22 protein-coding genes and 4 tRNA genes are annotated in these 24,680 nt (G+C 48.9%); 1 reads left to right on the top strand and 25 read right to left on the bottom strand.

The genetic code is table 11. The annotated features are described in order from the left end of the window. Nucleotides 1–108 precede the first annotated feature (108 nt). The 24 genes from rpoB to def form a co-directional block, all read right to left on the bottom strand. Nucleotides 109–4,287 carry a DNA-directed RNA polymerase subunit beta gene (rpoB, locus tag ACM67B_RS10705; protein WP_416189592.1) on the bottom strand — a complete coding sequence of 1,393 codons (4,179 nt, stop codon included), beginning with the start codon at nucleotides 4,285–4,287 and terminating at the stop codon, nucleotides 109–111. 200 nt (nucleotides 4,288–4,487) lie between these two features. After that, nucleotides 4,488–4,859, bottom strand: a complete 372-nt coding sequence (gene rplL / locus ACM67B_RS10710; RefSeq protein ID WP_070583257.1) for a 50S ribosomal protein L7/L12 — start codon at nucleotides 4,857–4,859, stop codon at nucleotides 4,488–4,490. Between the two features lie 57 nt (nucleotides 4,860–4,916). Continuing rightward, nucleotides 4,917–5,417: a 50S ribosomal protein L10 gene (rplJ, locus tag ACM67B_RS10715; protein ID WP_416189593.1), complete on the bottom strand. Its 501-nt coding sequence runs from the start codon at nucleotides 5,415–5,417 to the stop codon at nucleotides 4,917–4,919. Nucleotides 5,418–5,638: 221 nt separating this feature from the next. Beyond that, entirely contained in the window at nucleotides 5,639–6,334 is a 696-nt protein-coding gene (gene rplA / locus ACM67B_RS10720) for a 50S ribosomal protein L1 (protein WP_416189594.1), read from the bottom strand. Next, nucleotides 6,334–6,765 carry a 50S ribosomal protein L11 gene (gene rplK / locus ACM67B_RS10725; protein ID WP_416189595.1) on the bottom strand — a complete coding sequence of 144 codons (432 nt, stop codon included), beginning with the start codon at nucleotides 6,763–6,765 and terminating at the stop codon, nucleotides 6,334–6,336. Before rplK ends, rplA begins: the two co-directional genes overlap by 1 nt. A gap of 104 nt (nucleotides 6,766–6,869) precedes the next feature. Next, nucleotides 6,870–7,403, bottom strand: coding sequence for a transcription termination/antitermination protein NusG (nusG, locus tag ACM67B_RS10730; protein WP_416189596.1), 534 nt, complete (start codon nucleotides 7,401–7,403; stop codon nucleotides 6,870–6,872). Nucleotides 7,404–7,405: 2 nt separating this feature from the next. Beyond that, entirely contained in the window at nucleotides 7,406–7,678 is a 273-nt protein-coding gene (secE, locus tag ACM67B_RS10735; RefSeq protein ID WP_416189597.1) for a preprotein translocase subunit SecE, read from the bottom strand. Between the two features lie 143 nt (nucleotides 7,679–7,821). Next, nucleotides 7,822–7,897 (bottom strand) — tRNA-Trp (locus ACM67B_RS10740). A gap of 8 nt (nucleotides 7,898–7,905) precedes the next feature. Further along, nucleotides 7,906–9,090 (bottom strand): elongation factor Tu, encoded by a 1,185-nt coding sequence (tuf, locus tag ACM67B_RS10745; protein WP_416189589.1) that lies wholly within the window; start codon nucleotides 9,088–9,090, stop codon nucleotides 7,906–7,908. Between the two features lie 53 nt (nucleotides 9,091–9,143). Beyond that, nucleotides 9,144–9,218: transfer RNA gene (locus ACM67B_RS10750), tRNA-Thr, on the bottom strand. A gap of 12 nt (nucleotides 9,219–9,230) precedes the next feature. Further along, nucleotides 9,231–9,304, bottom strand: a tRNA-Gly gene (locus ACM67B_RS10755). 31 nt (nucleotides 9,305–9,335) lie between these two features. Next, a tRNA-Tyr gene (locus tag ACM67B_RS10760) sits at nucleotides 9,336–9,419 on the bottom strand. Nucleotides 9,420–9,518: 99 nt separating this feature from the next. Then, nucleotides 9,519–9,770 carry a YfhL family 4Fe-4S dicluster ferredoxin gene (locus ACM67B_RS10765; RefSeq protein ID WP_095501954.1) on the bottom strand — a complete coding sequence of 84 codons (252 nt, stop codon included), beginning with the start codon at nucleotides 9,768–9,770 and terminating at the stop codon, nucleotides 9,519–9,521. A gap of 119 nt (nucleotides 9,771–9,889) precedes the next feature. Next, entirely contained in the window at nucleotides 9,890–10,465 is a 576-nt protein-coding gene (gene rsmD, locus ACM67B_RS10770; protein WP_416189598.1) for a 16S rRNA (guanine(966)-N(2))-methyltransferase RsmD, read from the bottom strand. 141 nt (nucleotides 10,466–10,606) lie between these two features. Then, the gene (gene topA / locus ACM67B_RS10775; RefSeq protein WP_416189599.1) at nucleotides 10,607–12,928 is read right to left on the bottom strand and encodes a type I DNA topoisomerase; all 2,322 of its coding nucleotides are present in this window, start codon (nucleotides 12,926–12,928) and stop codon (nucleotides 10,607–10,609) included. A gap of 63 nt (nucleotides 12,929–12,991) precedes the next feature. Then, on the bottom strand, nucleotides 12,992–13,447 hold the full coding sequence (locus tag ACM67B_RS10780) for a DUF494 family protein (RefSeq protein ID WP_100564325.1): 456 nt from the start codon (nucleotides 13,445–13,447) through the stop codon (nucleotides 12,992–12,994). Nucleotides 13,448–13,463: 16 nt separating this feature from the next. Next, nucleotides 13,464–14,660, bottom strand: a complete 1,197-nt coding sequence (gene dprA / locus ACM67B_RS10785; RefSeq protein ID WP_416189600.1) for a DNA-processing protein DprA — start codon at nucleotides 14,658–14,660, stop codon at nucleotides 13,464–13,466. Nucleotides 14,661–14,829: 169 nt separating this feature from the next. Further along, nucleotides 14,830–16,110, bottom strand: coding sequence for a sigma-54-dependent transcriptional regulator (locus tag ACM67B_RS10790; RefSeq protein ID WP_416189601.1), 1,281 nt, complete (start codon nucleotides 16,108–16,110; stop codon nucleotides 14,830–14,832). Beyond that, nucleotides 16,097–18,226, bottom strand: a complete 2,130-nt coding sequence (locus ACM67B_RS10795) for an ATP-binding protein (protein ID WP_416189602.1) — start codon at nucleotides 18,224–18,226, stop codon at nucleotides 16,097–16,099. The genes ACM67B_RS10790 and ACM67B_RS10795 overlap by 14 nt, the downstream gene beginning before the upstream one ends. A 3-nt stretch (nucleotides 18,227–18,229) precedes the next feature. Then, nucleotides 18,230–18,823 carry a DUF4390 domain-containing protein gene (locus tag ACM67B_RS10800; RefSeq protein ID WP_416189603.1) on the bottom strand — a complete coding sequence of 198 codons (594 nt, stop codon included), beginning with the start codon at nucleotides 18,821–18,823 and terminating at the stop codon, nucleotides 18,230–18,232. Beyond that, nucleotides 18,789–20,048 carry a 16S rRNA (cytosine(967)-C(5))-methyltransferase RsmB gene (gene rsmB / locus ACM67B_RS10805; protein WP_416189604.1) on the bottom strand — a complete coding sequence of 420 codons (1,260 nt, stop codon included), beginning with the start codon at nucleotides 20,046–20,048 and terminating at the stop codon, nucleotides 18,789–18,791. The genes ACM67B_RS10800 and rsmB overlap by 35 nt, the downstream gene beginning before the upstream one ends. Before the next feature lie 101 nt (nucleotides 20,049–20,149). Then, nucleotides 20,150–20,848, bottom strand: a complete 699-nt coding sequence (locus ACM67B_RS10810; RefSeq protein ID WP_416189605.1) for a GNAT family N-acetyltransferase — start codon at nucleotides 20,846–20,848, stop codon at nucleotides 20,150–20,152. Nucleotides 20,849–20,934: 86 nt separating this feature from the next. Next, a complete protein-coding gene (gene fmt, locus ACM67B_RS10815; protein ID WP_416189606.1) occupies nucleotides 20,935–21,861 on the bottom strand; it encodes a methionyl-tRNA formyltransferase in 927 nt (308 codons plus the stop codon). 173 nt (nucleotides 21,862–22,034) lie between these two features. After that, on the bottom strand, nucleotides 22,035–22,538 hold the full coding sequence (gene def / locus ACM67B_RS10820) for a peptide deformylase (RefSeq protein WP_416189607.1): 504 nt from the start codon (nucleotides 22,536–22,538) through the stop codon (nucleotides 22,035–22,037). A 273-nt stretch (nucleotides 22,539–22,811) separates the two neighbouring features. On the opposite strand from def, the gene ACM67B_RS10825 reads away from it, so the two are divergent. Beyond that, nucleotides 22,812–24,074: a LysM peptidoglycan-binding domain-containing protein gene (locus ACM67B_RS10825; RefSeq protein WP_416189608.1), complete on the top strand. Its 1,263-nt coding sequence runs from the start codon at nucleotides 22,812–22,814 to the stop codon at nucleotides 24,072–24,074. A gap of 75 nt (nucleotides 24,075–24,149) precedes the next feature. On the opposite strand, the gene ACM67B_RS10830 is transcribed toward ACM67B_RS10825, so the two are convergent. Next, nucleotides 24,150–24,575, bottom strand: coding sequence for a hypothetical protein (locus ACM67B_RS10830; protein ID WP_416189609.1), 426 nt, complete (start codon nucleotides 24,573–24,575; stop codon nucleotides 24,150–24,152). Between the last annotated feature and the right edge of the window lie 105 nt (nucleotides 24,576–24,680).

Here is a 24,680-nt window from a genome sequence, read left to right on the forward strand (position 1 = left end):
AATGACACAGCTTTTCAGACGGCCTTTAAACATTTTTGTGATGTCCGTTTAAAGCGCTGTGTTCTTTCAGACGGCCTATTGATATCAGAGACCGTCTGAAAGCGTTGTTTAGTAACGTTCCAAATCGATATCCAAGCCCAATGAGCGAATCTCTTTAACCAATACGTTGAAGGATTCAGGCATACCGGCGTCGATTTTGTGCTCGCCTTTAACAATGTTTTCATACATTTTGGTACGACCTGTCACGTCATCGGACTTCACGGTCAACATTTCTTGCAGGGTGTAAGCGGCACCGTAAGCTTCCAGCGCCCAAACCTCCATCTCACCGAAACGTTGGCCACCGAACTGTGCTTTACCGCCCAGAGGTTGTTGGGTCACCAAGCTGTAAGGACCGGTCGAACGGGCATGCATTTTCTCATCAACCAAGTGGTGCAGTTTCAAGTAGTGCATCACGCCTACGGTTACGCGGCGGTCGAAAGGTTCACCTGAACGGCCATCGTAAAGGGTAATTTGGGTTTTGGTGTCGTTAAAGCCCAATTTTTCTACTTCAGGATCATCGCTTGGATAAGCCAAGTTCAGCATGTCGCGGATTTCAGATTCTTTCGCACCGTCGAATACCGGAGACGCGAAAGAAGCACCTTTACGCAGGTTAGAGGCCAATTCGATGATTTCATCATCGCTCAAGCTGTCGAGATCTTCTTGTTTGCCGCTGTTGTTGTACAGCTTATTCAAGAATTCACGCAATTCGCTGGCTTTGCGCTGTTCTTTGAGCATACGGTCGATGCGTTCACCGATACCTTTTGCCGCCCAGCCCAAGTGCACTTCCAAAATCTGACCGATGTTCATACGCGATGGTACACCCAGTGGGTTCAACACGATGTCAACCGGACGACCGTCTGCCATGTAAGGCATGTCTTCCACCGGCAGAATACGCGATACCACACCTTTGTTACCGTGGCGGCCGGCCATTTTGTCACCGGCTTGCAGACGGCGTTTGATGGCGATGAATACTTTCACCATTTTTTGTACGCCCGGCTGCAATTCGTCGCCTTGGGTCAGCTTTTTCTTCTTCACTTCATACAACTCATCCGCTTCTTCGCGTTTTTGTTGCAGGCTCAGCTTAATCAGCTCTAATTGTTTGGCCAAATCTTCATCAGCCAAACGGATGTCGAACCAATCGTGTTTGCTGGCGGCAGAAGCCAAGTATTCAGCGGTAATTTCGCTGCCTTTGGCCAACTTCATCGGACCACCGTTGGCTTTTTGACCAACAATCATGCGCTCGATACGGTCAAAAGCATCGTTATCAAAAATACGCAGCTGATCGCTTAAGTCTTGACGATAGCGTTTCAGCTCAGAATCAATAATCGATTGGGCACGTTTGTCGCGTTGGATGCCTTCGCGGGTAAACACTTGCACGTCAATCACGGTACCACTCATACCGGTCGGCATACGCAATGAAGTGTCTTTTACGTCAGACGCTTTTTCACCGAAAATCGCACGCAACAGTTTTTCTTCAGGCGTCAATTGGGTTTCGCCTTTAGGGGTTACTTTACCCACCAATACGTCACCAGCTTCCACTTCAGCACCGATGTACACGATACCGGAATCGTCCAAACGGTTTTGCATACGCTCAGACAAGTTCGGAATATCGCGGGTAATGTCTTCGGCACCCAGCTTAGTATCACGCGCCACAACGTTCAATTCTTCAATGTGAATCGAAGTGTAGCGGTCATCGGCAGCCACTTTTTCAGACAGCAAAATCGAGTCTTCGTAGTTGTAACCGTTCCAAGGCATGAAGGCGATGGTCATGTTTTGACCCAGCGCCAATTCGCCCAAGTCAGTCGAAGCACCGTCGGCTACCAAGTCGCCACGTTGCAACACATCGCCTGCTTTCACAGCCGGACGTTGGTTGATGTTGGTCGATTGGTTAGAGCGGGTAAATTTCACCAGATTGTAGATGTCCACACCCACTTCACCGGCAGTCGCTTCATCATCGTGTACGCGAATCACCACGCGGTTGGCATCAACATATTCCACCACGCCGCCACGACGGGCAACAATCGCTGTTGCAGAGTCAACGGCTACTGAGCGTTCGATACCGGTACCGACCATTGGTTTTTCAGGGCGCAGACAAGGCACGGCTTGACGTTGCATGTTGGCACCCATCAAGGCACGGTTCGCGTCATCGTGTTCCAAGAATGGAATCAGGGAAGCTGCTACCGATACCACTTGGCCGGTTGCCACGTCCATGTATTGAACGCGGTCAGGCGTGGCCATAATGGTTTCGCCTTTTTCACGACAGGTCACCAAATCACCGGTCAGGTTGCCTTCGGCATCCAATTCGGCATTGGCCTGTGCAATCACATAACGGCCTTCTTCGATGGCAGACAAATAATCGATTTCAGTGGTTACTTTACCGTCAATCACACGGCGGTATGGTGTTTCCAAGAAACCATAATCATTGGTACGCGCATAAACAGACAGCGAGTTAATCAAACCAATGTTCGGACCTTCAGGCGTTTCAATCGGACATACGCGACCATAGTGAGTCGGGTGTACGTCACGCACCTCAAAGCCGGCACGTTCACGGGTCAAACCGCCCGGGCCCAAGGCAGAAACACGACGTTTGTGTGTCACTTCAGACAGTGGGTTGGTTTGATCCATAAATTGGCTCAATTGGCTTGAACCGAAGAATTCTTTAATGGCAGCAGAAACCGGTTTGGCGTTGATCAAATCATGCGGCATCAGGTTTTCAGATTCTGCTTGGTTTAAACGCTCTTTCACTGCGCGCTCAACACGAGCCAAGCCACTGCGGAATTGGTTTTCAGTCAACTCACCAACCGAACGCACGCGACGGTTACCCAAGTGGTCGATATCGTCCACTTCGCCGTGACCGTTACGCAATTCAACCAAAGTGGCAATCGAAGCAACAATGTCTTCAATGCTCAGTACATAGCCACCTTTTTCGGCTGCACCGGCAAAGGTTTCATTCAACAAACGACCATACCAAGAACCTTGTTGTGCTTCAGACAATTTTTGCTCGTAAGTGCGGGTATTGAATTTCATACGGCCTACACGAGACAAGTCATAGCTGTCTTCACTGAAGAACAAGCGGTTGAAGAGCATTTCAACAGCTTCTTCGGTAGGCGGTTCACCCGGACGCATCATGCGGTAAATCGCTACGCGAGCAGCTTGCTGGTCGGCCGTTTCATCCGTACGCAAGGTGCTGGAAATGTAACCGCCTTGATCCAATTCATTGATGTACAAAGTAGTGACTTGCTCGATACCGTGGATATCCAGTTTTGCCAACAATTCTTCAGTGATTTCATCATTGGCCACAGCCAATACCTCACCAGTGTCCGGCACGATCAAATCAGCAGCCAAGACTTTGCCCAATAAGGTTTCAGGATCAACGTCCAAACGGGTCAAGCCGGCATTGGCAATATCACGGATATTTTTAGCAGTGATGCGTTTGCCTTTGGTTACCAAAACGTTACCTTCGGCATCCACGATGTCGGTTTTGGCGGTTTCACCTTTCAGACGGCCTGGAATCAATTCAGTTTGCACACCGCCTTTTGACAAGAAGAAGGTTTCTTTGTCGTAGAAAGTGTCCAAAATCTGTTCATTGTTGTAACCCAAGGCTTTCAACAAAATGGTCACCGGCATTTTACGGCGACGGTCGATACGGAAATACAGTTGATCTTTTGGATCAAACTCAAAATCCAACCATGAGCCACGGTAAGGAATAATGCGGGCAGAAAACAATAATTTACCCGAAGAGTGCGTCTTACCGCGGTCATGTTCAAAGAACACACCCGGAGAACGGTGCAACTGAGAAACGATCACACGCTCGGTACCATTGATGACAAAAGAGCCACTCGGTGTCATCAATGGGATTTCACCCATGTACACTTCGTTTTCGCGTACTTCTTTCACAGTCGGTTTAGAAGCTTCTTTATCCAAAATCACCAAGCGGATGCGTGCACGCAAAGGCGCAGCGTAAGTAATACCACGCAATTGACATTCAGGAATATCAAACAGCGGATCACCTAAGGTGTAATGGACAAATTCCAGACGTGCATAGCCATTGTGGCTAACGATTGGAAAAATAGAATTGAATGCTGCTTGCAGACCATCATCGGTACGTTGGTCGAAAGCATTTTCTAATTGCAGAAATTTTGCATAAGAATCAATTTGAGTTGCCAATAAAAAGGGAACTTCCAATACGTTCTCTCGTTTGGCAAAACTCTTACGGATACGTTTTTTCTCGGTAAACGAATAGTTCATATACACTCCGAAGGGTGGCTTTGAATAGAAATGCCGTCTGAAACTTTAAAACGACAATTTTGTGATGTTATTTACATTTATTTATATTTATTTCAAGATATAAATGCAAATAAATGTAAATAATTATTTTCTGTATACTTAAAACGCAAAATAAGGCTGGCAGATATCTGCCAGCCTTTACTGAAAGTATCAAATAATGATTATTTGATTTCGACTTTAGCGCCGGCTTCTTCCAGTTGTTTTTGGATGTCTTCAGCTTCAGCTTTAGAAACACCTTCTTTCAGTGTTTTAGGCGCGCCGTCAACGATGTCTTTAGCTTCTTTCAAGCCCAGACCAGTCAATGCACGAACCACTTTAATTACGCCAACTTTTTGATCACCGGCAGAAGCCAAAACAACGTCAAATTCAGTTTTTTCTTCAGCAGCAGCGGCACCAGCACCAGCAGGACCGGCAACGGCAACAGCAGCAGCAGAAACGCCAAATTTTTCTTCAAAAGCTTTAACCAAGTCGTTCAATTCCATAACGGTTAAAGAACCAACGGCTTCCAAAATGTCTTCTTTAGTAATAGCCATGCTATTTAAACTCCAAATATTGTATTAAAAATTAATTGTCAAATGAAACAAAATCGATTAAGCGGCTTCTTCGCCAGCTTTTTTCTCAGCCAATGCAGCCAAACCGCGTGCAAAGCCGGCAACAGGTGCCTGCATAACGTACAACAGTTTAGACAACAATTCTTCACGGCTAGGAATAGAAGCCAACTCACTTACCTGAGCAGCATCCATTACATCACCGTTATAAGAACCGGCTTTAATAACAATTTTGTCATCTTTTTTCGCGAATTGATGCAGCACTTTTGCAGCAGCTACAGCATCTTCAGAAGCAGCGTAAACCAGCGGACCTACCATGTGATCTGCCAAACCTGCAAATGAAGTGCCTTCTACTGCACGACGAGCCAAAGTATTTTTCAGAACGCGCAAGTATACGCCTTCTTTACGTGCATTTGCACGCAGCTCGGTCATGCTGGCAACACTGATACCGCGATATTCTGCAACCACCAGAGTTTGAGCGTTAGCAATTGCTGCGCTAATCTCTTCAACGGCTACTTTCTTGGTTTCAATATTGAGACTCAAGGTCTACCTCCCACTGTTTATCAACAGAATACTTTCTCAGTATTCCACCAGCGCGGTAACCTAAAAAGACATCTTACAAGCTTTCTTGCAATTTGTTTCAGGACTACCGTCTGCGTAGGGCAATAACGATTAAATCTTACGATCCCTACGGTCTTGGACATCTACTTAATATTTTAAGCAGCCCAAATCCAGACAGCCTTACAAAGGCCGTCTGAAAATTCTTAGTTGTTTACGCTAGAAGTATCTACGCGAACACCTAAACCCATTGTGCTTGAAACGGCAACTTTACGTAAGTATTGGCCTTTTGCAGCAGCAGGTTTTGCTTTAACGATAGCGTCCAGCAATGCATCAAAGTTTTCTTTCAAATCGGCTTCAGCAAATGAAGCGCGACCGATAGTGGCATGCACGATACCTGCTTTATCAGTACGGTATTGTACTTGACCGGCTTTAGCGTTTTTCACCGCTTCAGCAACATTAGGGGTCACAGTACCTACTTTAGGGTTAGGCATCAAACCACGTGGACCCAAGATAGTACCCAACTGACCGACAATACGCATTGCATCTGGAGAAGCAATCACAACGTCAAAGTTCAAGTTACCACCTTTGATCTCAGCAGCCAAGTCGTCGAAACCAACCACATCAGCACCCGCTTCTTTAGCGGCATCAGCATTCGCACCTTGCGCAAATACAGCAACACGAGTGGTTTTACCGGTACCTTTAGGCAATACAACTGAGCCACGAATCACTTGGTCAGATTTACGTGGATCTACACCCAAGTTGAATGACACGTCAACTGATTCATCAAATTTAGCAGTTGCGGCATTTTTTACCAAAGCAATTGCTTCATCGATTGCATATAATTTGTTCGCCTCAACAGAAGAGCGTAAAGCTTTCAAGCGTTTAGAAACTTTAGCCATTATACACCCTCCACATCCAAGCCCATTGAACGGGCTGAACCAGCAATAGTATGTACCGCAGCATCCAAATCAGAAGCTGTTAAATCAGGCTCTTTGGTTTTCGCGATTTCTTCCAATTGAGCACGAGTTACTTTACCCACTTTATTGGTTAATGGGTTGGCACTACCTTTTTGCAGACCAGCAGCTTTTTTCAACAAGATAGAAGCTGGAGGTGTTTTCATCACAAATGTGAATGACTTATCTGCAAATGCAGTGATTACAACAGGAATCGGCAAACCAGGCTCCATACCTTGGGTTGCAGCATTAAATGCTTTACAGAATTCCATAATGTTCAAACCACGCTGACCCAATGCCGGACCAACTGGAGGAGATGGGTTGGCTTTACCTGCACCAATTTGCAGTTTAATGTAACCTACAATTTTCTTTGCCACTTAAGGACTCCTAAAAGACGGGTATAACGCGGAACCATTCCGCTTCCCAAAACGAATTTTCGATTATAAAACTTAATGCATTTTAATTCAAGACATTAATTCAATTAAATCTTTTCAACCTGACCAAATTCCAATTCAACAGGCGTTTCACGGCCAAAAATTTGCACAGAAACACGCAGCTTATTGCGCTCGTAATTAACCTCATCCACCACGCCATTGAAGTCAGCAAAGGGACCGTCATTAACACGAACCGACTGACCCACTTCAAATTCAACTTTTGGTTTTGGTTTTTCAACACCACTGCGAACCTGTTGCATAATTACATCAGCTTCACGTTGAGAAATAGGCAATGGACGGTTAGCAGTACCGCCGATAAAGCCAGAGACACGCGGAGTACTTTTTACCAAATGCCATGATTCATCGGTCATTTCCATTTCCACCAAGACATAGCCAGGGTAAAACTTACGCTCGCTGATGGTACGGCGGCCATTTTTAATATCGACCACCTCTTCGACCGGAACCAACACTTGGCCGAAATACTCTTCCATACCTTCGCGCGCAATGCGCTCTTTCAATGTTTTTTGGACATTTTTTTCAAAGCCGGAATAAGCCTGCACAACATACCAACGTTTTGACATTTTTATCCCCTCTTCAATAACAAATCAAAAAATAACCATGAAACCGCTGTATCGACTGCATAAATAAACGCAGCCAAAATTGCTACAAAAATTACCACGAATACAGTCATTTTGACCGCGTCATCACGAGCCGGCCAAACTACTTTCTTAAATTCAATCCATGAATTTCGAAAATAAGCGAACCCTTCGCGCTGCGGTGTGGCATGCGCATTGTTGTCTGATTTGACAACCTGCCCCACTTTCTCCGCTTTATCTTCAGGCATACGATCAGCCATTTTGAACTCACTTTCCATAGCATTGATACAGCATATGCAGCATATATCTATATACTGCTCACAATCATGCGATGGTTAAACAAATCAATAGAAATAAAATAGCAAAAAAATTAACCGGCACCAAGGCCGGTTAATTTTTTATTTGGCAGGCCAGGAGGGTCTCGAACCCCCAACCCTCGGTTTTGGAGACCGATACTCTACCAATTGAGCTACTGGCCTTCTAAAACTTAAGCAATAACAGAAGAAACAACACCGGCACCTACGGTACGGCCACCTTCACGAATCGCAAAACGCAAACCTTCTTCCATCGCGATTGGCGCAATCAGCTCAACAGTGATGGCTACGTTTTCGCCCGGCATTACCATTTCTACACCTTCTTCCAAAGTTACCGCACCGGTAACGTCAGTCGTACGGAAGTAGAATTGTGGACGGTAGTTAGCGAAGAATGGAGTATGACGACCACCTTCTTCTTTGCTCAATACGTATACTTCTGCTTTGAATTTGGTGTGCGGAGTGATTGAGCCTGGTTTAGCCAATACTTGACCACGTTCAACTTCTTCACGTTTGGTACCACGCAACAATACACCTACGTTGTCACCTGCTTGACCTTCGTCCAGCAATTTGCGGAACATTTCCACACCGGTACAAGTGGTTTTTGCAGTGTCTTTCAGACCAACGATTTCGATCTCGTCACCTACGTGGATGATACCGCGCTCTACGCGACCGGTTACTACAGTACCACGACCAGAGATTGAGAATACGTCTTCGATTGGCAACAGGAATGGTTTGTCAACGGCACGTTCCGGAGTTGGGATGTAGCTGTCCAATGCGTCAGCCAATTCAAAGATTTTGGCTTCGTAAGCAGCGTCGCCTTCCAGAGCTTTCAATGCAGAACCTTGGATGATTGGGCAGTCGTCGCCTGGGAAGTCGTAGCTTGACAACAAGTCACGGATTTCCATTTCAACCAATTCCAACAATTCTTCGTCGTCAACCATGTCGCATTTATTCATGAACACCAAGATGTATGGTACGCCTACTTGGCGACCCAACAAGATGTGCTCACGAGTTTGTGGCATAGGACCGTCAGCAGCAGATACAACCAAAATCGCGCCGTCCATTTGTGCCGCACCGGTAATCATGTTTTTCACATAGTCGGCGTGGCCTGGGCAGTCTACGTGTGCGTAGTGACGGGTTTCAGTTTCGTATTCTACGTGAGAAGTGTTAATGGTAATACCGCGGGCTTTTTCTTCCGGCGCGTTGTCGATTTGGTCGTAAGCTTTAGCAGCACCACCGAATTTTTTAGACAAAATCGTAGTCAATGCAGCAGTCAGAGTGGTTTTACCATGGTCAACGTGACCGATGGTGCCAACGTTTACGTGCGGTTTGCTACGTTCAAATTTTTCCTTAGCCATGGCAATAAATCCTATTCTAAGTGTTCAATTAAAAATACGGGTAATAAATGAGATGGTGCCCATGGGCAGATTTGAACTGCCGGCCTCTCCCTTACCAAGGGAGTGCTCTACCCCTGAGCTACATGGGCTAAATTGTCTATTGGAGCGGGTGAAGGGAATCGAACCCTCACCGTAAGCTTGGAAGGCTTCTGCTCTACCATTGAGCTACACCCGCATACAGTTACTTTGCTCCAAGTAAGAATTTTTGGTGGAGGGAGAAGGATTCGAACCTTCGAAGCTCACGCAACAGATTTACAGTCTGCCCCCTTTGACCGCTCGGGAATCCCTCCAAAAGAGAACGCTAGTTTATTTATTTCTCTTTATCAAGTCAAGCAATATTTTTGATGTTTTTTTAAAAAAAATCGCAACAACCTGATTATATAAAAAATTTACTTAAACTGAATAATTCTTTCATACTTTGCCATCAGCTCATCATGCGTTTCCGGATGTTCCTCATCAATCAAAATACAGTCCACCGGACATACTTGCTGACATTGCGGCTCATCATAGTGACCGACACATTGTGTACACAAGCTCGGATTGATTTCGTAAATTTCCTCACCTTGGGAAATGGCGTCATTCGGGCACTCAGGCTCACATACGTCACAGTTAATGCACTCATCTGTAATAAAGAGCGACATTTTCGTTTCCTTTTTTATTAAATTTCAAAACCGATGGGCGCGGATTATAGCATAATCTATTCAAAAAAGCGCATGTTCAAAGAATGTTTACACCCTGGTAATGATTCTCAAATCCTATACTATTCAGCCACTTGCACATAATGCAGCAATTGGAAGCGGCTCATACCTGCCTTGCCTTCGCGATACTCTTCTAACCATTCCGGCTTGGACGGCAATACCCCTGCTTCGATATAAACCATTGCATTGTTTGTCAAACGGCCTTGCAGCAAAGCAAATAAATCATCCCACTGCTGCCATGCAAACGGTGGATCCAAAAAAATCACGTCAAACTGTCCACTTTGATTTTTCAGAAAACTCAGGCCGTCTGAAAAAATGGTTTCCACTTGCGCTAAGCCTAATTCACGCGCGTTGTGCTGCAGAGATTGCAACGTTTGGCGGTGATTATCCACCAGCACCACACGCTTGGCATGACGTGAAGCGGCCTCCAACCCCAGCGCACCACTGCCACTGAACAAATCCAATACTGTTTTACCGGTTAAGTCCTGCCCCAGCCAATTAAACAGCTTCTCACGCACCATATCGGGCGTGGGACGCAAACCTTCTGCCGACGCAAAAGCCAGCTTACGGCCGCGGCATTGTCCGCCGATAATACGCACTTGGTTAGTGTGTTTCTGATTGTGTTTTGTCTTTGCCATAAAAACCATAGATTGAGGCCGTCTGAATATTTCAGACGGCCTGATTAAACCGTAAATCTTATTATACAACAACTTGATAGATAAAAGGCCGTCTGAAACTGTATTTCACATTTTCAGACGGCCTCCTCATTTAAACCAACCTTACTCTTCGTCAGCTTTGCTACCCTTAGGCACAGGCGGCTCGATTTGCTCTTTCCAGCCGCATTCTTTTTGCGGACAAACCTTTTCCACGCCCCAGCGTTTGGTGGTTTTAATGGTCAAGACCGGCCATTGGCATTGCGGGCAGGTTTCGGCTACCGGTGGATTCCAAGTAGCGTAGTTACAGTCGGGATAGGTGCTGCAGCTGTAAAACAGTTTGCCGTAGCGTGATTTGCGCTCGACCAGATGGCCTTTTTTACATTGCGGACATTCGACGCCGGTGTCTTTCGGTTTTTCCAACGGTTCGATGTGTTTGCACTTCGGATAGTTGGCGCAACCGATAAACTTGCTGCCGGTGCGGCTGTATTTATACACCAATCCGCCGCCGCATTTCGGGCATTCGCGGCCGTCCAGCTCGGCTTGTTCGGCGGCTTCTTTGGCTTGGCGCTCGGCAGCTTCTTCAGCGGTTTCGTTCACGTTGCGAGTGTAACCGCATTCGGGATAACCGGCGCAGGCCACAAAGCGACCATTGCGGCCGAATTTGATTTGCAGCTTGTGATTGCCGCATTTCGGGCAAGTTTCGTCCAATTCTTCGGTGGTGAATTTGGCGCGTTCGATGCCTTCTTTTTCTTCAACCTGCTTACTGAAGCCTTTCCAAAACGAATTCATCACCGGCACCCAGCGGCGTTTGCCGTTGGCGATTTCGTCAAGCTGGTCTTCGAGCTTGGCGGTAAAGTGATAATCGACGTATTGGGCAAAATGTTCGGTCAGGAATTTGTTGACGATGTCGCCGGTATCGGTCGGCATAAAGCGTTTTTGTTCCAACGTCACGTATTCGCGGTCTTTCAGCGTGGAAATAATGCTGGCATAAGTCGACGGGCGGCCGATGCCAAATTCTTCCAAGGCTTTCACCAAGGTTGCTTCGTTGAAGCGTGGCGGCGGGGTGGTGAAATGCTGTTCACCGTAGAGATTATCCACCGGCAATTTGTCGCCTTCGACCATTTCCGGCAGCTTTTTGTTTTCTTCGCTCTCGTCGTCGGTGCTTTCTTCGTACACGCTCAAGAAACCGGCAAAGGTTTGCACTTGACCGGTTACACGGAACACGCCTTTGCCAACGCTGATGTCAACAGTAGTTTGGTCAAATTTGGCCGGCGACATCTGGCAGGCAACGGTGCGCTGCCAAATCATTTGGTAAAGCTTGAATTGGTCGGCCGTCAGAAACGGTTTCACGCTTTCAGGCGTGCGGTAAACAGAAGTCGGGCGAATCGCTTCGTGCGCTTCTTGAGCGTTTTTCGACTTGGTTTTGTATTGTTTGGCAGACGATGGCAGATATTCTTTGCCGATTTTGTTTTCTATATAGTGGCGGATTTCGACCACGGCTTCATCGGCCAAATTCAGGCTGTCGGTACGCATATAGGTAATCAAACCAATCGCGCCTTGGCCGACATCGATACCTTCGTAAAGCTGCTGGGCAGTTCGCATGGTGCGGTCGGTGGTCATACCGAGTTTGCGCACGGCATCTTGCTGCATGGTCGACGTGGTAAACGGCGCGGCCGGATTGCGGCTGCGTTTTTTCTTTTCCACGCCACTGACTACGGCTTCTTTGCCGGTGAGCTCGTTCAACACATCGGCTTGGGCGGCTTCATTCGGCAGCGCGAATTGGTCGAGTTTCTCGCCATTGTATTGCGCCAATTTGGCAGTAAATTTGCTACGGCCTTTGTGGCTATCGAGATGCACCGTCCAATACTCTTGCGCTTCAAATGCGCGGATTTCGTTTTCGCGCTCGCAAATCAAACGCAAAGCAGGGCTTTGTACGCGGCCGGCACTCAAGCCACGGCGGATTTTTTTCCACAGCAGCGGCGATAAGTTGAAGCCGACCAAGTAATCCAAGGCACGGCGCGCTTGTTGGGCATCGACCAAGTTGATTTCCAATTCGCGCGGATGGGCGATGGCATCGAGCACCGCGTTTTTGGTGATTTCGTGAAACACCACGCGCTGCGGTTTGATGTTTTTCAGACCGCGTTTGGATTTGAGGATTTCCTGCAAGTGCCACGAAATGGCTTCGCCTTCCCTATCCGGGTCAGTCGCCAGATAGATGTTTTCGGCTTCTTTGGCTTCGGCCACAATGGCATCAACGTGTTTGGCATTGCGCGAAACCAATTGGTATTTCATGGCGAAGTCGTTTTCCGGATCAACCGCGCCGTTTTTCGGCACGAGATCGCGCACATGGCCGTATGAAGCCAAAATTTCATAATCCCCGCCCAGATATTTTTTTAAGGTTTTGGCCTTAGACGGAGATTCGACGATTACAAGGTTTTTAGCCATCGTTACTCTCTTTTGTTATTGTAAATTTCAGACGGCCTTTTTTATCAAGGCCGTCTGAAAAAATTAATGCATCACAGCGTTGCCGTTTAAAGCCGCCATCAAATCATCGCCGATCAACACCGGCAATTCGCTCTTGTGCGCCCACAACACCAGCAAGGTCAGCACTTTGGCAATATCAACAGTGATTTCATCTGCCGGAATGTGCATCAGCGCATGCACCACGATTTCACGCTGCTCGTACGTAATCGCGCGCTCGGCAATCAGGTAATGCAGCAAACCCATCACCTCTTGCGGCAATACATCGGCTTCTTCCACGCTGTACACGCGCAAGGCCGTGCCGTCGATCGGCTCGATGGCGAATTCGGAACTGTTGAGCAACACTTCCATCATCATCAGGGTATTGCCGATTTCCATCGCATCAAAACCGGCATCTTCGAGCAGTTGCCCCAAATCTTCCGGCGGCGGACAGGCATCAAAATCCTGAAAATGTTCGATTAAAAAAGCAATGACTTCGGCCATGCGTGTTCCTTAAATGTTATGTTTTAATCCGTTGGTAGCGTCCGCCGGCCAGCGGGGCAATCACGCCGTCCAGCTCATATTCCAGCAATTGGGCATATACATCAGCCGCCGGCCAATTCAGCAACTCGGCCAAGGTATCGGGATGAATGGCATCGTAACCCATGGCGTTTAATAACGTGTTGTCTGCCGTGTTTTGGGTTTCAGACGGCCTGATATCGGTTTCAACAAGCGGTTTGGCGCTTGTCTCGGGCTTGGCTTTCGGCTCGACGGCCAGTGTGTTTTGCGGACGCTTATATATAGAATATGATGGTAATGGGGTGTTTTGCAATAGCTGCGGACATTCTTGTACGATATCTTCCAAGCTTTCCACCAGTTTGGCGCCCTCTTTAATCAGCTTGTGACAGCCTTTGCTATGCGGATTATCAATCGAACCGGGAACGGCCATCACTTCACGCCCCATCTCGGCAGCGAGCTTGGCGGTAATCAGCGAACCCGACTCTACCGCCGCTTCCACCACCAAAGTCAAACGCGATAAAGCAGCAATCAGGCGGTTGCGGCGCGGAAAATTACCGGCATATGGCCGCGTGTCTAATGGAAACTCGCTGATAATCAGCCCACGCTCGGCAATTTCGTAGGCAAGCTGTTTATTCGATGGCGGATAAATACGGTCTATGCCTGTGCCCCATACGGCGATGGTACCGCCGTCTGAAAGCAGCGCGCCTTGATGGGCGGCGGTATCGATGCCGGCCGCCATACCCGAAACCACCGGAATGCCTTGTTCACTCAAAGCCATGCCGAAATCGCGGGCAATGCGCATCGCCTGCGGGGTAGCATGGCGACTGCCGACAATCGCGGCGGAAGGCTTGTGCAACAAATCGCTATTGCCGCGCAAAAATAACAACGGCGGCGGCGTGATGCCTTCGGTCAGCATATCGGGGAAATCATCGTCCTGCAACAGCAGCAAGCGGCAATGCTCCTGCTGCGCCCAGTTTAACGCGGCTTCGGCAGCGGCTTTGGCAGCATCGCGTTTATCAGCTTGTTGCCACGCAGCCACGGCTTGTTTATGCCGCACCAGTTTCGCGATGATTTCAGACGGCGCGGCCAATGCCGCTTCTGCGCTGCCGAAATGCTGCAGCAAAAGCAAAAAACTTTCCGCACCGATGTAAGGCGTCAGCGCGAGTTGTACCCATGCAAAGCGTTCGTTATCGTTCATGCCCGTACCCTTTTTCAGATGGCCTCAATATCATGTTGAACACCATCAAAATAATCATTACAGTCATATTTTTAATGCCCGTGATTATACAGGCATTAAACGGGCCGCAAACAGACAAAGGCCGTCTGAAGTGTTTTTGACGTTCAGACGGCCTTAAACGGTTGGATGATCAGTCTTCGGTTTTATCGCTGTTGCGGCGGGAAACGCTGATACCGAGCTGCTTCAATTTACGGTATAAATGCGTGCGCTCCAAACCGACTTTTTGCGCCACACGGCTCATGTTTTGGCCTTCTTGCGCAATATGGTATTCAAAATAGCGACGTTCCAGTTCTTCGCGCAATTCACGCAACGGCATATTGAAATTAAAACCGCCGACCATTTCCGACGAGGCAGACGATATATGCTGTCCTAAAGCTGCCGCTGCCGCTTGTTCCTGCACTTCTTCGCCATCGGCTTCTAAAGCCAAGTTTTTCACCACGGTGCGCAGTTGCTCAAAGTTGCCCGGCCATTCGTATTGGCGCAACACGGTCAGCGCGCCGTTACTGAATTTGGCCAGCGGAATTTTTTGCGTCTCGGCCAATTCAATCAAAATTTGGTTAACCAAGAAAACAATGTCATCCGGCTGGCTGCGCAAAGTCGGCACACCGACAATGATTTTGGATAATAAGCCCGGCAATTTGTTGTCTGCCGTGGCCGATTCGGCCAACTCTTCTGCCGATCGGCTGCTGGCTGCCACGATGCGCACATTGTAGCGGTCAGCCTTGCCCAATAAGAACACAATACCGTTTTGAATGTTTTTGCTGTATTGGGCAATATCACCGACATACAGGATACCGCCATTGGCTTTTTGCAGCAGCTCCAACGGGGTATCGACAATATGTTCAACTTTAATCGGTTCTACCCAAGGCATGCCATGCTTATGAAAATAGCGTGCCACCCATTCAAATGGTGAACCGGCTTCACCGGTCAGTAATACCGGCCCACTCTGTTTGGAAGCCAACTCTAATTTTTGATTCAATTCCTGAATCACCGGACTGTTGCCCAAACGGTCTAAAGACAAACCGGCTGCCGCCTGCATCTCGCCGTGCTTGAGGGCACGGTCAACGGTAGCAAGCAATTTTTGCAGAGCAATCGGTTTTTCCAAGAAGTCCAATGCGCCGATTTTGGTCGCCTCCACAGCAGTATCAATGCTGGCATGACCGCTCATCATCACCACCGGCATATTGAGTTGGCCGTTTTTGGCCCACTCTTTCAGCAAGGTAATCCCGTCGCAATCGGGCATCCAAATATCCAGCAAAACCATAGCCGGGCGGGTTTGGTGGCGCAATTGACGTGCTTCTTCAGCATTTTCCGCCAAAGTCACGGTATAACCTTCGTCTTGGAGGATTTCCGATAGTAAATCTCGGATACCCACCTCGTCATCTACAATTAAAATATCACTGCTGCGCATAAGTTTCTACCTGTTGGGGTAACGCTATTTTGACACATGCACCGCCGTCGGTCTGATTGCTCAAGCTGATACGGCCGCCGTGCTCTTCAATAATTTTCTTCACCACAGGCAAACCCAGCCCTGTACCTGTCGGTTTATCAGTTACATAAGGCTCAAAAGCATTATGCAACATTTCTTTGCTGAAGCTTTTGCCGTTGTTGCAAACGGTCAAGGTAACCTGCCCATCATCACTCAAAGCGGTTTCAATGTCTATCTGCGGGTTTGGGTCACTTTCTGCTGCTTCAGCCGCATTTTTAAATATATTGTGCAACACCTGCCGCATGGCGGTGGTATCCGCATGGATGAATAACCCTATATTACTGAATTTAGCAGTAAATGTACACGCGCTGCCCTCGTACAGCACCAATACTTCTTCTACTAAAGTATTCAAATTATGCTTTTCCAGACTCAACGACGGCGCGCGGGCGTAATTGCGGAATGCTTCCACCATTTCTTTCAGCGCGGCCACCTGCTTGACAATGGTATCGGTTGAGCGGGTCAAAATCTGGGCGTGTTGCTCATCCAATTTATCATGCAATTTCCATGCCAATCTTTCGGCAGACAACTGAATCGGCGTCAGTGGATTGCGGATTTCGTGTGCCAACCGTTTGGCCACTTCACCCCACGCCGCTTCTTTTTGTGCGCGCATGAGCAGGGTCACATCGTCAATCACCATCACCAAACCGCTGTCGTTGTCTTCCGGCAAAAGCGTGGCCTTGCCGAGCAGAATCCGCGCATCGTCGGGCGCGGCATATTCCACCTGTACCGGTTTATTGGCATCAAACGTGGCTTCAATTGCGGCAAACACATCTGCCAGCAAAGTCTGCTGTGGCGACTGTCCGCGCCAGTCGTGCCAATTACTGCCCCACAACGGCACCAGCGACACACCTAAAATGTGTTCGGCGGATTTATTGAAGGTTTTCAGACGGCCTTCTGCATCCAAAGTAATCACACCGGTAGTCAGGCTTTCCAACACGCATTCCAAATAATGGCGAGCGGCTTCTTGCTGCAAGCGGCTGCGTTCGTCTACATCTTTGGCAATCGCCAATTGCTGGGTCATGTGGTTGAACAAATGCGTCAAGCGGCCGAATTCGTCGTTACGGTACACCGGGCGCTGCTGGCTGAAATCACCCTGCGCTACTGCCCGTGCGCCTTCTGCCAGCGACAAAATCGGCTCGACAAAGCGACGGGCAAAATACAAAGCCATTACCAAAGCCAAGAAAATCGCCAGCAATGCCGCTACTAATAAAGTCACCAGAAAGAAGGTTTGCAAGCCTTGCTTGGCATAACTTAATTCAGCATATTTTGCACGCGCCGACTCAATCAGGGTCGCATCCTGCGCCACATTTTGCGGAATCGGCTGGCGGAAGAAAAAGGCATATTCCTGATTATTGTAGTTACCAATCGACAGCCAACCTTGCGCATACAACACATTGCCGATGTTTTCCAAGCTGCGCAGCGAACCGGCCTGCTGCAATTGCTCTTGGCCGGCCTTATCAATTTTCGGCTGGTTCAGGTTTTGCGGATTGATGATTTTTTCAAAACGGTCTTGGCTTAAGTTATACAAGGCTAATTGGGTGAAATCGTTGGCATTCGAAGCGGCAGCCAGCGCGTTGCCCAAATCATTGTCTAACGATGAGGCGCTGATCAAATCAATCTGAATCGGTGTGGCATTGCTGACAGCATTATCCACTGCCAAATCCAAGGCCGATTTGCTCAAGTTTAAGCTGCGCTCCAGTGCTTGTTCGGTGTCATTACCGAACCAAGAATTAATCGTGCCGTTAATAAATTGGGCAGAAATGCCGAACAAAAACACGCTCGGCAATACCGCCACCAAGGTAAACATACCCGACAGTCGGCGGGCGATTTGCGAGCCGAACACGCCGTTTTTGCTGTCGCGCATGAGCAGCAGCACATAGCGCACCAACACCACTGACAATACCAGCATCAGCAGGCCGCACAAGACGATAATCCACCAGAAATAATCGGCAATCCGGCTACTGCTGCCGGTGGCAACCGTCAATCCGTAGAGCAGCGCCACGGCCAATAAAACGGCGATGAAAAGAAAGCGGCGCATAATTTATTCCCGCGTAACCGTCAAGCTTTTCCAGCCCGAATCCAGGCTCCAGCTTCGTGATGTCAGGGCATTGATTTGGAAAGGCTTCGGTAGCTTGGATGTGGACAATTGCAAACGGATTTGCGCTTTGATGTCTTTCGGCTCGCTATTGCGTAACGTGCCTTTACTCAACACTTTCCAGTTGGCAATCGCACCCACCGCACGCAAGGCAGCATTCAAGGTATCGTATTCGGTAGAAAACGTGCCTACCGTGACGCGGTAGCGGTTGGTCAACGGATGGAACGATAATTTATAGTTGACCGTATTGCCGTCGTTTAAAAGATGTTCCAAGCGGAAACGGTAGGCCGCAATCGTCGGCTCCGACAATTGGTAAGACAAAGAAAAATTCAGCGGCACGCCCTGCTGCAAAGCTTGTTTGAGCTGGTCGGGCAACTCGGTTTTGAAACGGCTGCTGACCGACAATTGGCCGTTATCCATCAAGCCGGCCTCGGCACGGGTCGCACTGATGCCTTCCGCCGCCGCGTGCAACGACGCAGCCAGCAGAATCGGCAGCAGCATGAGTTTACTGCTTTTGAATAAGCGCGTAATAAAAGCCATCTTGGTGTTTGTTCGGTAAAAGCACATGCGATTCCAGCAAGCGGGCATCGGCATGGCGGTTAAGGAATTTTTGCAGCTGCTGATCGTTTTCTTCGACAAAAATCGAACACGTCGCCAACAGCATCCTGCCGTTTTTTGTCAGAGTTTGCCATAAAGCATCCAACAAGGCTTCCTGTTGGCGGGCGGTTTTCAGCGCATCATTGGGGCGGCGCAACCATTTGATGTCGGGATTGCGGCGCGCCACACCCGAAGCGGTACACGGCACATCGGCCAATACCGCGTCAAACTGTTTGCCATCATACCATGCAGCCAAATCCTGCGCATCGGCGCAATGCAAAGTGGCCGTCTGAAAGCCTAAGCGGTCGATATTGCTTTGTACGCGCGACAAACGCGTCGCATCAATATCCAAAGCAGTCACATGACAATCGGCCAATTCCAGCAAATGCCCTGTTTTCCCACCCGGTGCAGCACAAGCATCGAGAATACGTTCACCATTTTGCGGATTGAGCAAATACGCCGCTTTTTGCGCACCAAAGTCCTGCACCGACACCAGGCCGTCTGAAAAACCGGGCAAACGACTTACCGGCACGGCTTCGGTCAAGGTCACCGCATATTCATCCAAAGCCTTCGCTTCAATGCCTTCCGCAGCCAATTTTTGCAGATAATCCTCCGCATTACCGTGGCGGCGGTTGACACGCAAAGTCATCGGCGGATGCGATTGCAGCGCGGCGGTGATGTTGTGCCAATATTTCGGATAATGGTTTTGCAGATACGCCACCCACCATTGCGGCAGATTGTGTTTGGCCGTGTCGTCGTATTTGCACGCTGCCACCAGCTTTTCGCGCTCACGCAGAAAACGGCGCAAAATCGCATTGGCAAACGAGCGATACTGGCCGCGGCCGATTTTGGCAATGCTCTCCACCGCTTCATTCACCACCGCATGCGGCGCATTGCGCGTGTAATGCAGTTGGTACAAAGCTGCCAACAGCAGGCTTTCCAGCTGCACATTATCAATCGGCTTATTCAGCATTTTGCCGAGCATAAATTTCAGACTGCCCAGATAACGCTGGCAACCGTAAGCAATGTCTTGCAGCGCACCACTTTCCTGCGCACTCAATTCAGGGTTGGCCGCACGAATGGCCGCCAATACGTCTTGCAGGTTCTGCCCCTGCGCCACCGCCGCAATACTATCGGCGGCCAGCTTTTGTGCCAATGCCATACTCATGGGAACACTTTCATAATTGGTTTACTTTTCTTTTTTCAGACGGCCTTGATGATTTGAGGCCGTCTGAAACAAATTCATTGATTATCTTGTTAAACAAATATTTATATTTCGCTCAACGACACACGTTGATTACCCTGTTCATCAAAATTGGCATCATCCAACCACCGCTCGAAACGCGCTTTACTCTGCGGCCATTCGCTGTCTATCATCGAAAACCAAGCCGTATCACGGCTGCGGCCTTTATATACCGCAGCCTGTCGGAAAATGCCTTCAAATTGGAAACCCAAACGCAATGCCGCCTTACGCGACGGCTCATTTAAGGCATCACATTTCCATTCATAACGGCGGTATTGCAGCGTTTCAAACACATATTTTGCCAACAGATACTGCGCTTCCGTGGCGATCCGCGTGCGCTTTAATTTATCAGAATATACCACCCAGCCCACTTCAATCGCACGGTTGGCCGTATCAATCCGCATCAGGCTCAATGAGCCCACCGCCCGATTGCTTGCCGTATCAATGATGGCGAAAAAATACGGATCGGCCGAAGCTTCATAACCCGCCATCAAATCATCAAACTCAGCATGGTCGGCTACCGGAAAAATCGGCAAATACGTCCAATTGCGCATCGGGCTGTGTTCGGCAGCATACACTTCATAAAAATCCGTACCGTGTTTGGCAGCAGAAAGCTTTTCCAAACGGCAAAACTTTCCTGACAACAGCGTTACTTCAGGATAACTGCCGGCGGTGTAATCGGGCAAGGATTTACCGATGGGTTGGTTAAATTCATTGATGGGCATAAGGTATCTTTCTTTTTTAGATTTTTTCAGACGGCCTTGATGATTGAAGGCTGTCTGAATGTCTTGCCTAAGGATTGCCACACGACTTACAAAACCGTCCCCGCTTCAATCGTGCGCCCTGCGGCAAAAGCCTGAATGCTCATGCGTTTGCTGCCGGCAGGTTGCAACTCGGTAATCTTCAACGCATGTTCGCCGCAGGCAACAATCAGGCCGTCTGAACCGCAGGCTAACACTTCGCCTGCTTTGCCGCTTTGGTTCGCGGTTTCGGCTGCCCAAATTTTCATCGGCTTGCCGTCCCATTCCACCCATGCAGCCGGCACGGGATTAAAGGCACGGATTTTGCGGGCAACCACATCGGCGGGTTCCTGCCAGTTGATTTTGGCTTCTTCTTTGGTGAGTTTTTGCGCGTAGGTCACGCCCTCTTCATGCTGCGGCATGCTATTCAGACGGCCTTCTGCCTGTAAGCGTTGCAAATCGGCAACAATCGCATCAGCACCTATCGCCATCAGCGCATCGTGCACTTCATTGGCGGTATCGGTCGGGGCGATGGTGTAGCGGTGTTCGCTGACGACGTTACCGGTATCCAAGCCGATGTCCATCTGCATGATGCACACGCCGGTTTCAGCATCGCCGGTTTCAATGGCACGCTGAATCGGGGCAGCACCACGCCAACGCGGCAACAGCGAGGCATGAATATTCAGGCAACCGTGGCGCGGCGTGTCGAGCACATCTTGCGGCAGAATCAGGCCGTAGGCGGCCACGACCATCACATCGGCGTCCACGTCTTTGAGCATTTGCAAGGCTTCGGCGTTGTTGCGCAGTTTTTCCGGCTGTTCCACGCGTAAACCCAATTCCAGCGCGGCCTGCTTCACCGGTGATGCGTGCAACTGCATGCCGCGGCCTTTGGGGCGGTCGGGCTGGGTCAACACCAGCGGAATGTCGAAACCGGCGGCAGCAATGGCTTTGAGTGCGGCGGCGGCAAAATCGGGCGTACCGGCAAAAATCACTTTCATGGTTTTCTTTCTTCAAGGGTTTCAGACGGCCTTTGAACAGATAGATTTGGCTAGTATTTCAGGCCGTCTGAACGTTTAATCTGATGATTTGACGCATATTATAGCAGCCAAATAAAGCATGCCGTCTGAAAACGGGAAATGTTTTCAGACGGCATGTTGAGATTGAATCCTGATTACAGGTTGTGTTTTTGGCGTTTTTTCAGCTTGGTTTTAATGCGGTTTTGCTTCAGCTGCGACAAATGTTCGACAAACACTTTACCCATCAGGTGGTCGAGTTCATGCTGAATGCAAATCGCCAGCAGGCCGTCGGCTTCAAGGGTAAATTTTTCGCCTTTTTCGTCCAACGCTTCCACTTTAACCCGTTCGGCGCGGGTGACGGTGTCGTAAATGCCCGGCACCGACAGGCAGCCTTCTTCGTAAGTGGTTTCGCCGTCTTTTTCAATGATCACGGGATTGATGAACACGCGCGGTTCGCTTTTGTCTTCGGTTAAATCGATTACCACCACGCGCTCGTGCACGTCCACCTGTGTAGCAGCCAAGCCGATGCCGCGCGATTCATACATGGTTTCAAACATGTCTTTAACTAATGTTTGGATGCGTTCGTCCACTTCGCCCACCGGCTGGGCGACAGTATGCAGGCGTTCGTCTGGATATTGGAGGATGTTTAACAGTGCCATTTTTCTTCTCAATCGGAAACAGTAAAATTTATGTCTGACTTTAATACACTTTATCGGGGACAGCATCATTATTTTAGAATGACGTAATATGCAAAGATAAAAATAGCCTTTATATTGTTAAATCTATTTATCTTATCGCCCAATAAATATCAATAGGCAAATTCTAACACAGTAGCCTGTGTCACGCCCATTGTTATTTTTCACGCCACGATTGACGTGTTCTTGATTCAGTTAAATTGATGACAAATCGCATGATTTTCAAGAGGAACGGTTATGCAAAAACATATTATAACCCTGCTTTGCATGGCAGGCGTGGCAATTTCTGCCCAAGTTCATGCCTCTGCACTGAACGTTCGCTCGGATGCACCACAACGCTACGTCGTCAAGCCGGGCGACACGTTATGGGGCATTTCAGGCAAATATCTCTACAGCCCGTGGCAATGGAACCGCCTTTGGGGCGCCAACCGCAGCGAAATCCGCAATCCGCATTTGATTTATCCGGGTCAGGTGTTGGTGTTGCGCTACGTCAACGGCCAACCGCGCTTGGGTTTTGAAGGCTCAAGCATGGGTTCAGACGGCATTCCGACCATCAAACTCAGCCCGCGCATCCGCGAAATCTCCGGCTACGGCATTCCGACCGTAAACGTGAATTTCTACCGCTTGTTTATGCAGCATCCGCAAATTATCTCGCGCCAAGAAACCGCCGATGCACCACGCCTGATTTCCGGTCCTGATAACCGCCTGCTCTACACCCAAGGCAATCGCGTGTATGGCTACGGCAACATCGAACCCGGCCGCTACCTGACCTACCGCATCAATAAAAACATCACCGACCCTGATACCCGTAAATTCTTGGGTCAGGAAGTAGTGTTCAGCGGCATCGTCAGCACCCTGCCTTATACCGACACCGCATTGGCAAACCGCACCCGCGATTCGGAATCAACATTAAAAAGCAACGAATACTACACCCAAGTGCACAAAATGATGAAACTGCGCACCCAAGCCGCGCAGCCGCTGGTGGTAGAAGAAGCCGTATCCGAAATCCGCAAAGACGATTTCCTGCTGAAAATACCTGGAGGCCTCGACAGCTTCAACATGATGCCGCACGCACCGGCCCGGTCGATTCAAGCCAAAATCGTGTCGATTTTTGAAGGCGTCGGCGAAGCCGGTCAATTCCAAACCATCACGCTCGACAAAGGCGAATTGGACGGTTTGGACAAAGGCACTGTAGTCAGCCTTTACAAACGCGGCCACCAAGTGAAAGTTAATTACGACAACAACCTGCTGCCAAAACCAAAATCACGCGATACGGTTGAAATTGTGTCGATTCCGGCCGAAGAAGTCGGCTTGGCCATGGTTTATCGCACCAGCGCAAACCTGTCTTCCGCCATAATTTTGGAAAGCCTGACCAACATCAGCATCGGCGACACCGCTTCCGCGCCGGGCCGTGATTTGGACAACATGGCCGATGAAAAAACCATGGAGCCGATTGAAGTGCCAAATAAGCAGAAAATCGAAATCAATGTCACGCAATAATTTGCACGGATGAATAAAAACAACAAGGCCGTCTGAAAGCATATGCTTTCAGACGGCCTTTTCTTATGGCTTAATTTAATGCACCTTAAACGGTAAAAACGACAAATCCATAATATACGCTTTTGGATTCGACCAATCGACTTTCACAGTGACGGTATCCGGCAGATACGGTTCCGGATCGGTGGTCATTGGCGGACTGACAAATTGCTGCATTTTGCCGTTGTAGGGGTTGGGTGCCAATGCAATGATTTCGTATTTATCCCCCTGACTGTTACGCATGCCACTGTTCCAATGCCGCACTTCCTGCACTGCCGCCTGAATTTCTACACCTTGCGCTTGGGCTTGCTGGCCGCCTTGGTATTTCGGCCACAACACAAAATAAATCAGCGCACCGAACACCAGCGCCATGATGCCGGTAATCGGGTTGGGGGCGACCACAGTAATGACCACTAAGGCAATCGTCACCGTCACCGCGATGATAATCGTCGTCAGACTTAACATTCAACTCTCCTAAAAATGATTCAGACGGCCTGAGACTTGTGTCACAGCTCTCAGGCTGTCTGAAAACAAACTTGTTATCCAACCACCAGCTTAAATCATTTCTTT

The organism is Neisseria sp. CCUG17229 (genome assembly GCF_047839235.1).
GTDB lineage: Bacteria > Pseudomonadota > Gammaproteobacteria > Burkholderiales > Neisseriaceae > Neisseria > Neisseria brasiliensis.

Excerpts from the sequence above, each read along its gene's own strand:
- rsmD (WP_416189598.1), bottom strand. The coding sequence starts at position 10,465 with ATGGCAAAGACAAAACACAATCAGAAACACACTAACCAAGTGCGTATT.
- ACM67B_RS10780 (WP_100564325.1), bottom strand. The coding sequence starts at position 13,447 with ATGGCCGAAGTCATTGCTTTTTTAATCGAACATTTTCAGGATTTTGAT.
- ACM67B_RS10795 (WP_416189602.1), bottom strand. The coding sequence starts at position 18,226 with ATGCGCCGCTTTCTTTTCATCGCCGTTTTATTGGCCGTGGCGCTGCTC.
- ACM67B_RS10830 (WP_416189609.1), bottom strand. The coding sequence starts at position 24,575 with ATGTTAAGTCTGACGACGATTATCATCGCGGTGACGGTGACGATTGCC.
- tuf (WP_416189589.1), bottom strand. The coding sequence starts at position 9,090 with ATGGCTAAGGAAAAATTTGAACGTAGCAAACCGCACGTAAACGTTGGC.
- fmt (WP_416189606.1), bottom strand. The coding sequence starts at position 21,861 with ATGAAAGTGATTTTTGCCGGTACGCCCGATTTTGCCGCCGCCGCACTC.
- nusG (WP_416189596.1), bottom strand. The coding sequence starts at position 7,403 with ATGTCAAAACGTTGGTATGTTGTGCAGGCTTATTCCGGCTTTGAAAAA.
- ACM67B_RS10810 (WP_416189605.1), bottom strand. The coding sequence starts at position 20,848 with ATGCCCATCAATGAATTTAACCAACCCATCGGTAAATCCTTGCCCGAT.
- rpoB (WP_416189592.1), bottom strand. The coding sequence starts at position 4,287 with ATGAACTATTCGTTTACCGAGAAAAAACGTATCCGTAAGAGTTTTGCC.
- def (WP_416189607.1), bottom strand. The coding sequence starts at position 22,538 with ATGGCACTGTTAAACATCCTCCAATATCCAGACGAACGCCTGCATACT.
- ACM67B_RS10800 (WP_416189603.1), bottom strand. The coding sequence starts at position 18,823 with ATGGCTTTTATTACGCGCTTATTCAAAAGCAGTAAACTCATGCTGCTG.
- rplA (WP_416189594.1), bottom strand. The coding sequence starts at position 6,334 with ATGGCTAAAGTTTCTAAACGCTTGAAAGCTTTACGCTCTTCTGTTGAG.
- ACM67B_RS10790 (WP_416189601.1), bottom strand. The coding sequence starts at position 16,110 with ATGCGCAGCAGTGATATTTTAATTGTAGATGACGAGGTGGGTATCCGA.
- dprA (WP_416189600.1), bottom strand. The coding sequence starts at position 14,660 with ATGAACGATAACGAACGCTTTGCATGGGTACAACTCGCGCTGACGCCT.
- rsmB (WP_416189604.1), bottom strand. The coding sequence starts at position 20,048 with ATGAGTATGGCATTGGCACAAAAGCTGGCCGCCGATAGTATTGCGGCG.
- secE (WP_416189597.1), bottom strand. The coding sequence starts at position 7,678 with ATGGCTGATCGTATGCCTGAAGATAAAGCGGAGAAAGTGGGGCAGGTT.
- rplL (WP_070583257.1), bottom strand. The coding sequence starts at position 4,859 with ATGGCTATTACTAAAGAAGACATTTTGGAAGCCGTTGGTTCTTTAACC.
- ACM67B_RS10825 (WP_416189608.1), top strand. The coding sequence starts at position 22,812 with ATGCAAAAACATATTATAACCCTGCTTTGCATGGCAGGCGTGGCAATT.
- topA (WP_416189599.1), bottom strand. The coding sequence starts at position 12,928 with ATGGCTAAAAACCTTGTAATCGTCGAATCTCCGTCTAAGGCCAAAACC.
- ACM67B_RS10765 (WP_095501954.1), bottom strand. The coding sequence starts at position 9,770 with ATGTCGCTCTTTATTACAGATGAGTGCATTAACTGTGACGTATGTGAG.